The 13939-nt window shown below is 65.7% G+C and carries 13 protein-coding genes and 1 pseudogene; 9 read left to right on the forward strand and 5 right to left on the reverse strand.

From position 1 onward, the window contains the following. Nucleotides 1-69 precede the first annotated feature (69 nt). Nucleotides 70-1053 (reverse strand): NADPH:quinone reductase, encoded by a 984-nt coding sequence (locus NOF53_RS24780; RefSeq protein ID WP_255973830.1) that lies wholly within the window; start codon nucleotides 1051-1053, stop codon nucleotides 70-72. Nucleotides 1054-1255: 202 nt separating this feature from the next. Continuing rightward, nucleotides 1256-2398, reverse strand: a complete 1143-nt coding sequence (locus NOF53_RS24785) for an alcohol dehydrogenase catalytic domain-containing protein (RefSeq protein ID WP_255973831.1) — start codon at nucleotides 2396-2398, stop codon at nucleotides 1256-1258. A gap of 111 nt (nucleotides 2399-2509) precedes the next feature. Here NOF53_RS24785 and NOF53_RS24790 point away from each other — a divergent pair, with 111 nt between their 5' ends. Then, nucleotides 2510-3163 carry an NADPH-dependent F420 reductase gene (locus NOF53_RS24790; protein ID WP_255973833.1) on the forward strand — a complete coding sequence of 218 codons (654 nt, stop codon included), beginning with the start codon at nucleotides 2510-2512 and terminating at the stop codon, nucleotides 3161-3163. Nucleotides 3164-3321: 158 nt separating this feature from the next. On the opposite strand, the gene NOF53_RS24795 is transcribed toward NOF53_RS24790, so the two are convergent. Further along, a complete protein-coding gene (locus NOF53_RS24795) occupies nucleotides 3322-3825 on the reverse strand; it encodes a MarR family winged helix-turn-helix transcriptional regulator (RefSeq protein ID WP_255973835.1) in 504 nt (167 codons plus the stop codon). 224 nt (nucleotides 3826-4049) lie between these two features. On the opposite strand from NOF53_RS24795, the gene NOF53_RS24800 reads away from it, so the two are divergent. The 6 genes and pseudogenes from NOF53_RS24800 (at nucleotide 4050) to NOF53_RS24825 (ending at nucleotide 8383) form a co-directional block, all read left to right on the forward strand. After that, on the forward strand, nucleotides 4050-4640 hold the full coding sequence (locus NOF53_RS24800; RefSeq protein WP_255973837.1) for a malonic semialdehyde reductase: 591 nt from the start codon (nucleotides 4050-4052) through the stop codon (nucleotides 4638-4640). 130 nt (nucleotides 4641-4770) lie between these two features. Then, nucleotides 4771-5193 (forward strand): DoxX family protein, encoded by a 423-nt coding sequence (locus NOF53_RS24805; protein WP_255973839.1) that lies wholly within the window; start codon nucleotides 4771-4773, stop codon nucleotides 5191-5193. Between the two features lie 54 nt (nucleotides 5194-5247). After that, complete coding sequence (locus NOF53_RS24810) at nucleotides 5248-5430, forward strand: hypothetical protein (RefSeq protein WP_255973841.1); 183 nt, start codon at nucleotides 5248-5250, stop codon at nucleotides 5428-5430. Between the two features lie 304 nt (nucleotides 5431-5734). Beyond that, nucleotides 5735-6391, forward strand: a pseudogene (locus NOF53_RS24815) (fumarylacetoacetate hydrolase family protein); the annotation flags it as partial. Nucleotides 6392-6450: 59 nt separating this feature from the next. Next, nucleotides 6451-6573, forward strand: a complete 123-nt coding sequence (locus NOF53_RS24820; RefSeq protein ID WP_255973843.1) for a hypothetical protein — start codon at nucleotides 6451-6453, stop codon at nucleotides 6571-6573. A gap of 430 nt (nucleotides 6574-7003) precedes the next feature. Continuing rightward, nucleotides 7004-8383, forward strand: a complete 1380-nt coding sequence (locus NOF53_RS24825; RefSeq protein ID WP_255973845.1) for an MFS transporter — start codon at nucleotides 7004-7006, stop codon at nucleotides 8381-8383. A 13-nt stretch (nucleotides 8384-8396) separates the two neighbouring features. On the opposite strand, the gene NOF53_RS24830 is transcribed toward NOF53_RS24825, so the two are convergent. Together NOF53_RS24830 and NOF53_RS24835 are read right to left on the reverse strand one after the other, a co-directional pair. Beyond that, nucleotides 8397-10265 (reverse strand): helix-turn-helix domain-containing protein, encoded by a 1869-nt coding sequence (locus NOF53_RS24830; RefSeq protein WP_255973847.1) that lies wholly within the window; start codon nucleotides 10263-10265, stop codon nucleotides 8397-8399. 246 nt (nucleotides 10266-10511) lie between these two features. Continuing rightward, nucleotides 10512-11342: a class II aldolase/adducin family protein gene (locus tag NOF53_RS24835; protein WP_255973849.1), complete on the reverse strand. Its 831-nt coding sequence runs from the start codon at nucleotides 11340-11342 to the stop codon at nucleotides 10512-10514. Nucleotides 11343-11925: 583 nt separating this feature from the next. Between NOF53_RS24835 and NOF53_RS24840 the strand changes: the two genes are divergently transcribed. Both NOF53_RS24840 and NOF53_RS24845 read left to right on the forward strand, forming a co-directional pair. Continuing rightward, nucleotides 11926-12765: an IclR family transcriptional regulator gene (locus tag NOF53_RS24840; protein WP_255973851.1), complete on the forward strand. Its 840-nt coding sequence runs from the start codon at nucleotides 11926-11928 to the stop codon at nucleotides 12763-12765. Nucleotides 12766-12867: 102 nt separating this feature from the next. Next, a complete protein-coding gene (locus tag NOF53_RS24845) occupies nucleotides 12868-13938 on the forward strand; it encodes a cupin domain-containing protein (protein WP_255973853.1) in 1071 nt (356 codons plus the stop codon). The last annotated feature ends 1 nt before the right edge of the window (nucleotide 13939 follow it).

The following is a 13939-nucleotide window of genomic DNA, read 5'->3' on the forward strand; positions in this document are numbered from 1 at the left end:
TCTTCCTGGTGTGGAGGGTGGCGTGGCGTCTGCTGACTCCCGGCACTCGGGGAGGCCGGGAAGCCATCCTCAGAGGCCGAGCAGTACGCGCCCGCCTCCACCGCGCTCGATGTGTTCGTGAGCGGTGGCGATGCGGTCGAGGGGGAGCCGCTCGGAGATAGAGATCCGCAGGCCGCCGTCGAGGAGCGCGGCGGTGAGTTCGGCGGCGGCGTGGGCCTTCACTGCGGGGGCGAAGTCGTCGCTGCCCAACAGACGGAGGTTGGTGTCGGCGAAGCCGAGCGGCCAGTAGGGGATGTGTGGCCGGGCGTCCGAGGAGTAGTAGGAGCTGATGGTGGCACCGACGGCGACAATCTTGGAGTTGAACTCGATGTGTCCGGCGAAGTCGACCTCGGCGATCCGGTTCACTCCGTCCGGTGCAGCCTTCCGGACGTCTGCGAGGAGGTGCGGATCGCTGGTGAGGAACACCTCATGTGCGCCGAGGCCGCGCACGAAGTCCTGTTGTGCGGGGGTGCGGACGACGCCGATGACCCGGGCTCCGTCCCTGACGGCCATCTGGGTGGCGATGGAGCCGACTCCGCCTGCCGCGCCGTAGATCAGGGCGGTCAATCCGTCCAGCGGACCGTCAGCGAACAGTGCTCGGTACCCGGTGATACCAGCGATGCCGAGGCAGGCGGCCTGGTCGAGGAGGATGGTGTCGGCGTCGTCCGGCAGCCGCACGGCCAGGGCGTCGGGGACGACGCAGTACTCCGCGGCAGTGCCGAACGGCCGGTAGGACTGTGCGCCGTAGCACCACACGTTCTGCCCCACCCGCTGGCCGTCGACACCGGAACCGACGGCATCGATCACACCTGACCCGTCACTGTGCGGGATGACCCGCGGGAACGGCATGGGCGCGCCGGGCAGGCCCCAACGCTTGCCCACATCACCGGGGTTGATACCTGAGGCGCTGGTACGGATGCGGACCTCGCCGGGTCCGGGTTCGGGATCCGGTAGATCACCGACTTCCAGAACCTCGCGGGCTCTGCCTTTGCGGTCGTACCACGCTGCGCGCATCAGAGTTCCTTATCTGTGATTCGGATCCAGTCCGGGTGGGGGATCCATTGGCTGTTTCCGGTGTGCCCTCGTCGTCGCCCGGCGCCTGGTCGCATGGGGACCGCAACCGTGTCAAGGTGGAGCGCCCGCAGCGCCAGCGAGGACGAAACCACTTTGCGACCGGCGAGGATCGAGCTGAGGGGTCCTCATCACATGCCTTCTTTCACTGGCTGGTGCGGGGGAGTGGTTCCTCGGTCATGGCGGCTTCGCCGGCTTCTTTGAGACCGGACGGGGTCAAGACCACGATTTTTCCGCTGATGCTGTTGGTCGCCACGGCGTGATGGGCGTCGCGGATCTGGTCCATGCTGTAGGTGCGGAGGGGGCCGAGGCCGAATGCGCCGTCGCTTATTCGGTCCAGGTAGCGCTGCAGCACCGGTGCGGGAAGGTCCGCTGAGCCTCCGCTGTAGGACGTGAGGCGCACGCCGCGGGGGATGTACGCGATGGGGTAGAAGTCGCGCACGGTCCACTGGTCGGACAGCATTCCGGCGAAACACACCGTTCCGTGGATCCGAGTAGAGACCAGGGTGTCGGGGAGGGTCGGGGTACCCACCAGTTCCAGCGCGGCGTCGACTCCGCCGGGCTTGATGCGGTGGACCTGGTTCGCGATGGCGCCGTTGTCCAGGATCGGATGGTCGACTGCGTGAGTCTCGAGGTTATCGAGTCGGTCGGGCTGCCGGGTGGTGGCCAGTACGGTGGCACCCAGGTCGTGGGCCAGGGCCGCCGTCGCGAAGCCGAGGGCGGAGGTGCCGCCCCGGATCAACAGGGTCTGACCGGATTTCAGATCCAGCCCCGTGGTGAGCGAACCGTAGGCGGTCTGCAGGGTCTCCGGAACAGCGCCGAGAACATCCCATGGCAGACAGGAGCGGAACGGTACCACCGAGCTGCGCGGCACGACCGTGTACTCGGCATACCCGCCGTTGTAGGCGCGGCCCATTCCGCCCATCAGCGCGGCGACCTGTTGGCCGGGACGCAGATCGCTGCCGGGCGCGGCATCCACGACGCCGACGGCCTCCAGCCCGGGCACGATGGGATAACGCACTCCTTCGGCGAGGCCCATGCGCATGTGATAGTCGGAACGGTTGAGTCCGAACGCCTTCACCGCGATCCGCACCGAGCCCGGTCGCGGTTCGGGAACCGGCAGTTCTCGGATCTGCAGCTTCTCGACGGGGCCGGGCTCGGTGAGCACGACCGCGCGCATCGTCCTGGCGATGGTCGATCCCTCCTTGTGCGGAGTAGTTCCTGGCGCGACCGGCGCGCCGTCCCCGCCACCGATGCGGCGAGTAGTTCGCACTGCAACTATACTCACAAAGACGATTCTCCTCGCAATTAATCGTCGAGGCGCGTCCGTCACCTGACGGCGCGGGTGACGCCCGGGGTCTTCTTGGGTGATCCGGATAACGGACGAAAGGAGCAAGTCATGGCGACGGCCATCATTGGGGCGGGCAATGTCGGAGCTCGGCTGGCGCGTGGACTGGTGTCTGGTGGCGAACGCATCGTCATCGCTACCAGGAATGTGGCTCAGGGGGAGTCGCTGGCCAAAGAGCTCGGGTCGCTGGCCGAGTCGGCCTCGGTGCCGGACGCCATCGCCAAGGCAGACACGGTGATCTTCGCGGTGTGGCTCGACACTATCCAGGACATGGTGCAGCAGTACGCCGACGTCCTGCCGGGCAAGATTGTCGTCGACGCCTCGAACCCGCTCGCCGCTGATGGCAAGGGTGGCTTCCGGCGCACGCTACCGGAGAGCGAGTCCTCCGGCGAGCTCGTGGCTGGCTTGGTGCCGCAGGGCGCGTACTTCGTCAAGGCCTTCGGCACGGTGGGGGCCGAGTCGCTGAGCGCAGATGCCAACCGCAAGCCCGAGCGCGCGGTGCTGTTCTATGCCACCGCCCACGCGGCCGCCGAGTCGACGGTCGAGCGTCTCATCACGGCGGCCGGCTTCATGCCGTTGAAGGTGGGCGGCGTCGAGGTGTCCGGCCGGATCGAGGTCGGCGGCGACCTGCACCAGTTCGGCGGCCTGGGCGGCCGGGTCGTAAGCCTTTCCCAGGCGAAGGAAGCCCTGGCTTCCGCGAGCTGAGCGCGCTGGTTCGAGGGGCTGCGGCGGCGTGCCCGATGACGCAGCCCCCATGACGCAGCCGGAAGGGTGGACGTCCCCGCTGCTCGGGCGGCCTCCGCCGGTGGGGAGGCGATCACGGGCCGTGGGCAGAGACCCCGCTGTCGCCCCGGAGTCGTTCCTCAGGAAGTGCTTTGCCCGTGGGGGTGGTAGTGACGCAGTTCGTTGCTGTCGGGGGCGAGTGCGGCGATGACGGAACCGAACACGGCGGCTAGTGTCCGGGCCTGCTCGGGGCTGGTATGCGCAGCGAAATGTTCTCTTACTCCGGCGGCATGCACCGGCCAGGCGTCCTCCAGGGCCGCCACGCCGTCATCGGTGAGCACGGCGTACCAGGATCGGCGGTCGCTGCTGCTGCGCTCCCGGGTGACCAATCCCCGGCGCTCGAGCGAGTCGACCAGGCGCGTCAGGCCACTCCGGCTGTATACGACGGCTCGGGCCAGGTCCGCCATCGACAGGCGGCGCTCCGGAGCCTCGGACAGCTGCACCAGGACGTCGTAGTCGATCAAGGACATGTCCGTCTGTTCTCGCAGGTCCGCGTCCAAGCGGGCCACTAACAGGGCGTGTCCCTTGAGTGCTGCGCGCCAGGCGTGCTCCCGATCGGGGTCCAAGACGTCTTCTTCTGTCACAGGGGAATGATACTCGAGGCGATGGTTGTTATTGCAATCATCGGCATGCGAATGATATTGTTCCAATCAAGGTGACCTCGCAGTGACATGCGTCGGCCGGGCGCGTGCAGCCTTGCGGGTCGTACCTGCGGCCGCACAACAGTGCCGGTATCCCGCCGGGATCGGTGGACCAGCAATCAAGGGGCTACGGCTCCTCATCCCATCCAATCTGACCAAGGACAGTCATGCCTTTCGCTCTCGACTCCACCGCCCTGGATCTCCTGTTCCGCGAGGCCCACACCACGCACGCGTTCGCTGACGAGCCAGTGACCGACGAGCAGGTGCAGGCCATCTACGACCTGATCAAAATCGCCCCGACCGCCTTCAACCAATCCCCGCTGCGCCTGACGGTCGTCCGCTCGTCTGAGGCGCGGCAGCGTCTGGTGCAGCACATGGCCGAGGGCAACCAGGCGAAGACCGCCGCCGCCCCGCTGGCCGTGATCCTGTCCGCGGACGCCGAGTTCCACGAGGAACTGCCGCGGCTGTTCCCCGCCTTCCCCGCGGCCAAGGACGCGTTCTTCTCCGAGCGCTCGGTCCGTGAGCAGTCGGCCGTGCTGAACGCGGCGATGCAGGCCGCGTACTTCATCATCGGCGTCCGTGCCCTGGGCCTGGCGGCCGGTCCGATGAACGGCATCGACCACGCCGGCATCCAGAAGGAGTTCCTCGACGAGGACCACCTCCCCCTGATGGTCGTCAACATCGGCAAACCCGTCGCCGACGGCCACTTCGCGCGTTCGCCGCGTCTGGACTACGCCGAGGTCCGCACGACTCGCTGACCGTGCCGTGGGGGTGACCCGGAGCTCTGATCCGGGGCGCCGCCCAGCCGTGTCGCTCACGGTCATCACGTGCCCGAATCCGTCCACACGCGCGGCCGGGTTCTGCCCAGCTCCATCGAGAAAACACCGCATGACGCACGTCTGCCGACGCCGCGTCGAACACCTGAAAGGGATTCCCCGCATGCACATCGCCGCTGCCGTCCTCAGCGTTCTGCTGGGCCTCGCGACGCTCGCTTCCGGCGCCCCCAAGGCGCTCCTCAAGGGAGACGTGCCCGCCATGCTGCAGTCGCATATGGGCCTCAGCTCCGGCCTGGTCCGCTTCATCGGACTGGCCGAGGTCGCGGCCGCCGTCGGCCTGGCCATCGGCCTCTTCTGGCAGCCCATCGGTGTCGCCGCTGCCATCGGTTTCGCCCTCCTGCTGGTCGGCGCAGTGGGCTTTCACGCAAAAGCCGGCGACTACGCGGACCCCAAGACCCGCGGCAATGCTATGGCTCCCATCCTCCTCGTGGTGATCTCCGTGGCCACGGCCGTCACCCTCACTCTCGCTCAGTAGGAGGCGACCGGTCATGCCCACCGATTTCGACCCCGAAGTCTGGGCAGCAAGCGCTTGGCCAAGCGCATCGTGATGGCTCCGCTGACTGGCCGACGTGCCTACGGTCCAGGCGAGCCCCCGACGGAGCTGAGGGCGTCCGCCGGCCTGATCATCGCCGAGGCGCCGTCGGCGATCGCGGCACACGGCCAGACGTCCCCGCGCAAGGGCCACAAGGACTTCCAGGTCCGAAGGAGCTGACCGAGGACGAGATCCGCGAGATGATTGCCGACTTTGGGCCAATACCCAGCCCGACCACCGGCGGGGACATGATGCCCACGATCCGCGCCGGCGACCCGCACCCGGCCACGCGGGATGTCTGTTCCGCCATCTACCAGGTGTTCGAGGGTCCCGGGCGGTTCGTTCTCGCCGGCGAGGTCCGTCAGGTTGGCACGGCGACATGATCGTCGTCCCGTCCTGGACGGAGTGGTCGATCGAGGCCGGCACCATCGTCGAGTGCCTGCACTTTGATCGCACGTTCATTTCCGAAGGAGCCTGAAACCTCATGAAGCTTGCCACCTTGCGCCACGATGGGACCACCGTCGCCGTCCGTGTCGATTCCGACACCACAGCCACGATCATCGACGGGTATCCGGACCTGTCGGCGTTGTTGGGCGTCCCGGACTGGAAGACGATCGCGCAGAACGCCTCCGGTGCCACCGTCGACCTCGATGGTGCGGATTACGCACCCGTGGTCCCGGGGAAGATCATCTGCGTCGGGTTGAACTACGTCAACCACATCCAGGAGATGGGCCGGGACCTGCCGGAGTATCCGACCCTGTTCTCGAAGTTCAAGGAAGCGTTGACCGGCCCGTACGACGACGTGGTCGTCCCGTCGTATGCGGCCGCGCGGTTGGATTGGGAGGGGGAGTTGGCGTTCGTCGTCGGTAAACCGGCCTATCAGGTCTCCGAAGCGGACGCCGAGTCCTACATCGCCGGGTATTCGGTGATGAACGATTACACGATGCGCGATTACCAGTACCGGACGCTGCAGTGGGATCAGGGCAAGACGTTCGAGAAGACCAGCGGTTTCGGACCGTTCCTGACGACCACCGACTCCTACACGTTCGGTGGGACCCTGGTCACCACACTGGAGGGGCAGGTGGTGCAGACCACCACGACCGACGATCTGGTCTTCACCCCGGCGAAGTTGGTGGAGTACAAGTTTACGGCGGCGGCCGGATCGACCTCCGTACCGGTGACTCGTGGCCGGCGGTAATCGTGGACGAGCCGTTCGGCGAGGATGCGGATGACCTCGATCGCTGGCTGTATGTGCAGTGCGCCGGATCGCGTGCCGGCTACCGCGACATGGAGTCGTTTCATCGCCTCGGTCACCGATTCTGACCTTATCGACCGGCGGTGGACGAGTCGGCGGGGCGGGCTCGCGTCATCGACGTAGTGGATTCTGATTCGATTGGGTACGAGTCGTTTCGAGCGAAGGTCGTGACGTTCGGGTAAAGCGGGCCATCGGCCGATCGCACCCCGGGGATCGGGACGGTCCGAGCGCGGCCGGCCGAAGTGCTTCCTGCGCCCGGAATCCGGGGGTGGCATGTTTGGTGTGGGGCACCAACGCTAGGCGGCGCAGCACGGCTCTTCCTACGGACGTTCTCTCCACACATCTCTCACGAGTGTGGGCCCAATGTCTATGTTGGCCGGAACTTTTCCTTCGTAGTGTGGCGTCTATCACCTTCGGATGTTTCCGTCGGCCGGACCCACGCCGAGCGGCCGAGGGGGACGCCCCTTCATCTTCACACCTTCACGAGGAGTTCGACGTATGACCATGACAAACGCTGGTGCCACAGCCAGTGCCAACGAGGGGATGGCAATGGAAACACGGGTGGTGAAGAAGGTTGCCCGCCGCCTGATTCCATTCTTGGCAGTGCTGTATTTCGTCAACTACCTCGACCGAACGAACATCGGGTTCGCGAAGCTCACCATGGGAGCGGAACTCGGAATGACCGAGACCATGTTCGGTCTCGCGTCGGGCCTGTTCTTCGTCGGCTATCTAATCTTCGAGGTGCCGAGCAACCTTGCCCTGCACCGCTTCGGTGCCCGGTTGTGGATTGCCCGGATCATGCTTACCTGGGGCATTCTCGCTGCGGCGCTCGCCTTCGTTCCCAATGTGGGCAGTTTATACGTTCTGCGGATTTTGCTCGGTGCGGCCGAGGCGGGGTTCTTTCCCGGTGTGATGCTGTATCTGACGTTCTGGTTTCCGAAGAAGTACCGGGTGCGCCTGCTTGGGCTGTTTCTCCTCACCCTGCCCGCGTCGTCCGTGATCGGCGCACCGCTGTCGGCGGCGATCATGCAGTTCGGTGATGGACTCTTCGGACTGTCCGGCTGGCGCGTGATGTACCTGATCGAGGGCCTACCCGCTGTCCTTCTCGCCTTCGTGGTGTGGTTCTACCTGACCGACCGACCTTTTCAGGCGAAGTGGCTGGACGACCAGGAGCGTGCCTGGCTCGTCGACACGATGGCCGCCGAAGAGCACGAGACCGCGGCACATCAACCCCGCACCTCCGTACTGCGAACTCTGTGCAATCCCCGAGTCCTCGGGTTCGGGTTCGTGTACTTCGGTATCACCTACGGTCTGTACGCGCTGAGTTTCTTCCTGCCGACCATCGTCGCCGGCCTCGCGACGACCTTCGGCGCCACGTACTCGGTGTTTCAGACCGGGCTCATAGTCGCGGTGCCATTTTTGGTCGGTGCGGTGGCGATGGTGCTCTGGAGTCGGCACTCGGATCGCACGGGGGAGCGGGTGTGGCACGTGGCGGCCCCCACGCTCCTCGGAGCGGTGTCGATTCCGGTTGCCTTGTACCTGGATTCGCCGTTCGCGGCGATGGCGGCCGTGACCCTGTGCGCCGTCGGCGTGCTCTGCGCGATGCCGGTCTTCTGGTATCTGCCGACGACCTTCCTCGCGGGAACCGGCGCTGCGGCGGGTATCGCGATGGTCAACTCGATCGGAAACCTCTCCGGTTTCGGGGCGCCGTATGTGACGGGCTGGCTCACCGACCTCACCGGCAGTGTCAAGGCCGGGCTCTGGGTGGTGGGAGCTGTCATGCTGATTGCGGCCGTCCTGACGGTCGTGTCGCAGTCGCGACGGTCGGGGTCCGCGGACTGTCCAACGGAGGAACAACCCGAGGCGCGGCTGCGGTAACCCGCTGACGGGGTCACCGTTGAGTCAGTCGGGCAGAGCCGCCACGGAGCCGGAGCAGGAGTTGCAGATCGAACGCCTGCTCCGGCTCGCGCCAGCCCACACCGATGAGTCGGTCGATCGACTCCAACCTTTGATAGAGGGTGTTGACGTGAATGCCGAGATCCGCGGCGGTGGCCGCGTGCCGACGATCATGCTCGAGGTAGGACGTCAGCGTGTCGATCAGCGGAGCCCCCCGCGGCTCCTGTTCGCGCAAGAGCGGGCCGAGTGTCTGCTCCGCCACCGCTTCGAGCTGTTCCCTGCTCGTCCGGCTGAGGAGGACTCGGTAGATGCCCAGCATGCTCGCCGGCACCACCTGGGAGCGGCGCCCGAGAGTCTCGAGGACGTCCACTGTCTGCTCGGCCGCGGTGAAGGCCTGTGCCAATCCGTCGCCACCTCGGGCAGGATCGGCCAGTCCGACGGTGGGCTCGGTATCGGGCTGCACCCACGCCTCCACGACGTCGGCCGGTTCCATGCTCGGGACGAGGACAACGACGCGGGACCCGTACTCGGCGACCACCGTGCTAGACGGCAGGTCGATCTGTCCGATTGCCGACCGGGTTCGCCCGACATCGTCCGCGGGGCGGGCGACGACAACGGTGTATGTCCGGTCGGGGTTCAGCCCGGCGAGGCGGAACTGCTGACGGCTCTCCTTCTCGACGGATGAAGGGCGAGTGAGGAGGTCGATGACGAACGCATCCCGCGCGCGACGAGTTACCTCGTGGGCGGCGCGCTCCCCGACCAACGCCAGCGCGAGGGCGGGGGCCGATCGGTCAAGGATGAGCAGGCGACCGGCACCAGGTTCCTCATCCCGGCACAGCATCAGCAGGACACCGAGTCGATCGCCGGCGGCACGCACCTCCCGGCCGACGACGATGTAACCGTCCCCGCGGGGCCGCATCGCCGTATTCTCGGCGCTGTCGGTGTCGAGCATCGCGAAGAGCTCGGCGACAGCCTCTTTCGAGCCGTCCAACCCCTCAGGTAGATCGCCTGGCTGGGATACGAAGAACATCGGACAGCCGGTGGAGGAGGACATCTCCCGGATCAGGTCACGCACACCACCGCCGCGCAGAACCACCTCGGTCAGGGAACGGTCCCATCGCAGTGTCTGCTCGAGCACTTCGGTGCGCCGAGCCAGTTCGGCATTCGCGGCGTTGACTTCGTCGACGGTCGCCCGGTACTGCTCCAGCGAGCGGAGATTGTCGATCGCTACGGAGGCATGCGCCGCGAGCGCCGACAACAAGGCGATCTCATCGTTGCTGAAGGTACGCTCCTGCCGTTTGCATGCGGTGAGGGCACCGAATACCCTCCCGCCCAACTGAAGTGGCACGGACAACAGGCCACGCATGTTCTCGGAGCGCGCGGCGGCGTCCGCCTTTCCAGTGTGTGGAAACGACGGGTCGTGGGGGTAATCGGATGTCCACACCGGCTCACGTCGCGCGATCACCCGACCCATCAATCCCTCGTGCCGGGGCAATTCCAGACCCTGCAAGTGAGAGGTGTAGGCCCCACTGGCGACTTCGATGATCAATCCCTCACCGCTGATAAGGCCGATATACGCCAAGTCGACGCCCAGGAGCCGCTTGACCTGACTGACGATCTCCGTGAGCAGTGCGCGGTGATCGTGCATCGTCGTCAACTGCGTGGAGATGTCGTTGAGCGCGGCCAACTCCGTCGCTCGCTGGCGTCGCTGATCGAGCAGGGCCCGGAGTTCGAGGGTGGCGTTCGCCGCCGCGGTGACCTGGGAAGGGTCCGTTTCTGGCATCGACAGCAACGCGTCGCGGTGGGCGATCAGTTCCTCGGCAGTCGTGTCACCGAGCAGGAGCTCGAGCCAGCCTTCTTGCATCCGATCTCCTCGGCGTCAGTCTATGGAGATTTAGTCACCCTATCGGCACACCTCACCGAGTGGGTGCGAGTGGGTTTGGCCGATGGTGGGGAGGAGAGGCGGTCGAGGGTCGCCGAGCGCGTCCACCGCAGATCCCGTGACGCGTCGGTGCAAGTTCGAGGCGCTCTCGCACCGCGCAGCGACCAGCGGCTGCCGCGCCGGGAATCGGCGAGTTCAGCGCCGATTCCCGGCGGCACCGCGTCCGCGTCAATCGAAGAGGTCCGGCTGTTCTGTGATGATCTCGTCCCACAGCGGCCGGAAGCTGAGCCAACCCGCGAAGTGAGTTCCCACCTCGTTGTAGGAGAATCGAGCCGTCTCATGATCCATCTCCAGCGCCTGGCCTGCGGCCATGGCCGCTAGTTGCACCTGCGCGGTGCGCTCCATCGCGATGAACCACCACGCCGCCTCGCCCACGGAATGCCCGGTGGTGATCAGGCCATGGTGCTGCAGCACCGCGGCCTTCTTGTCGCCGAGCGCGAGCGCGATCCTTTGTCCTTCTTCCTGATATCCCGCGGGACCGCCGTAGTAGTCATAGAGTGCGTGGTCCTCGAAGAAGGCGGTGGAATCTTGATTCAACGGCAAGATCTTCTGGCCGAGAGAGGCAAGGGCCCGGCCGTGCACCGAGTGTGTATGCGCGGCTGCTACGACGTCGGGGCGCGCCTTGTGTACCTCGGAGTGGATGTAGAAGCCAGCCAGATTGACCGTGCCGCGGCCTTCCACTACCTTGCCCCTTTCGTCCACAAGGATCAGATCAGAGACACGGATTTGGTTGAAGCTTCGGACGAATGGATTGACCCAGAAGTGGTCGTTTAGCTCGGGGTCGCGCACTGTCATGTGGCCGGCGACTCCTTCGCCGAACCCGAACTTGCCGAACAACCGGAACGAGGCAGCCAGCTCGCGCTTACGGAGCAGCCGCTCTTCATCAACAGACAGCTCCGTCGGAGGCTGCGGAATCCCTTCTTGCGGAACAAGCACGCTGGCAGACCGGAAATGATGCCCACCCTCGCTCGATGTGCTGAGGTCTGCTGCAACCGTCATTGAACTTCTCCGATCTTTCCGGTGCGGGTCATGCGCCACAGTGTCGCGAGGACCTCGGCAAACTCAGGCCGACGCAATCCCGCAAAACGGTGCCCCCACCCGTGACCCCACGCGCAATGGGTGGTTTCGTAACTTGGGACGAAGGGCGCCCGTAATCGGGCCCGAGGGAAACGCTACGACGCCAAGTGAAGCGGAGTAATGGACGACCTCACTACGATCCTGACTGTCATGTGGAGGATCCGTACACATGACGGTGCCGTCCCGACATCGCGCAGGACGGAACGATCGTCATAATTGCCAGGCGTTGAAGATCATCCAGCGTGAGGCTGTTCGACCTCGTGGACATTCAGGGGCCGATCTCGCGGCCACCGACGTCAATCTCCTCGATGAGTGCCGCACCTTCGGCGCCCTGGAGGTCCGCCGATCCCGGATCGTCGGACCCTTCCCAGTCCCACAGCAAACTATCGTCAGAAAAGTACGGGAGTGATCGATGAAAGATCTGCCTCCTGCGTACCGCCACTGTGCGTTCGCGACCGTCTCCACTCTCATGCCTGTCTCGACCATTGGGCAATATAGTTCTGCCATGCAGAACACTAGTCCGGGTCGGAAGGCGGGAAGCGCGATCACCCGGCCTTCATACCCTCTGGAATCGGTCGACAATGTGCTGCGGCTGCTGCAGCTGCTCCGCGACGTCGGCGCTCTACGACTGAAAGACGCAGCCGAGGAACTCGGAACCGCGCCGTCCACCGCACACCGGTTGCTGGCCATGCTCGTCTACCGGGGATTCGCCGTGCAGGACGAGAAACGTCGCTACCACCCCGGACCGGCGATGGGGGTGGGTCCAGCGCGATACGACTGGACCCGCGAACTGACCGACGTATGCCGACCACACCTGGATGCGCTGGCCACACTGACCGGCGAGACGGTCAACCTGGTCATCCGTGTGGGGTCCCAGGTGCGATTCCTCTACTCGGCCGAGGCGGTATCCATGTTGCGGGTGGGGGACCGGCAGGGCCAGGTACTGCCCGCCGAACGTACCGCCGGAGGGCGGATCTTGTTGGCCGAGCTACCCCGGCACACCCTCGAGCAGCTCTATCTGAGGCCGGCCGCGGAACCGCACGTAGATCCGCGGCCGGATCCGAGTTATGACGTGGACCGTCGGTTCTCACCGGGGGAGTTCGAGATATTCGCCAGCGAACTGGCGGCGGCGCACACCGTAGGATTTGCGGTGAATGTCGAGCAGACGGAGGCCGGGGTCGCCGCGTTCGGACTGACACTGCGCAACGGCCGGCGTCGGTCGATCGCCGCGCTCACAGCGTCCGTGCCGACAACCCGGTACCGGCAACACCTACACGGTCCTCTAATCGCCCAGATGCGCAGCGTCGCGCGTGACATCGAGATCGAGATCGCGCACACCGGCTGAGCCGACGCCCAGATTCCGTAGAACGGAATTTAATAACTCCTTCGATGCTGTCGTGCCTACGTTGAGCACGACGTCGCACGCGAGTGCTCACGAGGAGAAGCCATGACTACCGCCCACGCCAACGATTCAGAACTGGATCGGCTGTACGCCGATTTCGAAACCGAGCACCTGAATCCGTTGTGGACCCAGCTCGGTGATCTGATGCCGATGACGCCGGCGTCGCGGGCGGTGCCGTTCGTGTGGAAGTGGTCGACGTTGTATCCGTTGGCGCAGCGGGCCGGGGATCTGGTGCCGGTCGGTCGTGGCGGCGAGCGGCGCGCCATTGCGCTAGCCAATCCCGGTTTGGGTGGGGTGCCGTATGTGACACCGACGTTGTGGGCGGCCATCCAGTATTTGGGCCCGAAGGAGGTGGCCCCCGAGCATCGGCACGCGCAGAACGCATTCCGGTTCGTCGTCGAGGGGGAGGGGGTATGGACGGTCATCAACGGGGACCCGGTCGCGATGCGGCGCGGCGACTTCCTGCTCACCCCGGGCTGGCACTTCCACGGCCACCACAACGAAACGGATCAGCCGATGGCCTGGATCGACGGCCTCGACATCCCGTTCGTGCACTACACCGACACCGGGTTCTTCGAATTCGGGTCCGAGAACGTCACCGACGACTCCACCCCGGATGCTTCCCGGTCGGAACGCCTATGGGCGCACCCAGGGCTGCGGCCACTGGTCGGGTTGGACGCGAAAACCAGTTCGCCGATCGCGGCGTACCGGTGGGAGCACACCGACGCCGCACTGCGCGAGCAACTGCAACTCGAGGACGAGGGGTTTGCGGCGACCACCGAACCCGGCCACGCCGCGGTCCGGTACACCAACCCCACCACCGGCGGCGACGTGATGCCCACGATCCGCGCCGAGTTCCACCGCCTCCGCGCCGGCGCGCGCACGCGGCCGCGCCGCGATGTCGGGTCGACGGTGTATCAGGTGTTCGAAGGATCCGGCCGGTTCCTCCTCGGCGGCCAGACCCGCGGGGTCGGCATGGGCGACATGATCGTCGTCCCGTCGTGGACGCAGTGGTCGATCCAGGCCGATACCCAGTTCGACCTGTTTGCGTTTTCCGACGCCCCGATCGTCGAGCGCCTGCACTTTGATCGCACGTTCATTTCCGAAGGAGCCTGAA

Origin of the sequence: Rhodococcus tibetensis (genome assembly GCF_024438035.1) — a bacterium.
GTDB lineage: Bacteria > Actinomycetota > Actinomycetes > Mycobacteriales > Mycobacteriaceae > Rhodococcus_F > Rhodococcus_F tibetensis.

Excerpts from the sequence above, each read along its gene's own strand:
- NOF53_RS24780 (WP_255973830.1), bottom strand. The coding sequence starts at position 1,053 with ATGCGCGCAGCGTGGTACGACCGCAAAGGCAGAGCCCGCGAGGTTCTG.
- NOF53_RS24790 (WP_255973833.1), top strand. The coding sequence starts at position 2,510 with ATGGCGACGGCCATCATTGGGGCGGGCAATGTCGGAGCTCGGCTGGCG.
- NOF53_RS24800 (WP_255973837.1), top strand. The coding sequence starts at position 4,050 with ATGCCTTTCGCTCTCGACTCCACCGCCCTGGATCTCCTGTTCCGCGAG.
- NOF53_RS24805 (WP_255973839.1), top strand. The coding sequence starts at position 4,771 with ATGACGCACGTCTGCCGACGCCGCGTCGAACACCTGAAAGGGATTCCC.
- NOF53_RS24825 (WP_255973845.1), top strand. The coding sequence starts at position 7,004 with ATGACCATGACAAACGCTGGTGCCACAGCCAGTGCCAACGAGGGGATG.
- NOF53_RS24830 (WP_255973847.1), bottom strand. The coding sequence starts at position 10,265 with ATGCAAGAAGGCTGGCTCGAGCTCCTGCTCGGTGACACGACTGCCGAG.
- NOF53_RS24835 (WP_255973849.1), bottom strand. The coding sequence starts at position 11,342 with ATGACGGTTGCAGCAGACCTCAGCACATCGAGCGAGGGTGGGCATCAT.
- NOF53_RS24840 (WP_255973851.1), top strand. The coding sequence starts at position 11,926 with ATGCAGAACACTAGTCCGGGTCGGAAGGCGGGAAGCGCGATCACCCGG.
- NOF53_RS24845 (WP_255973853.1), top strand. The coding sequence starts at position 12,868 with ATGACTACCGCCCACGCCAACGATTCAGAACTGGATCGGCTGTACGCC.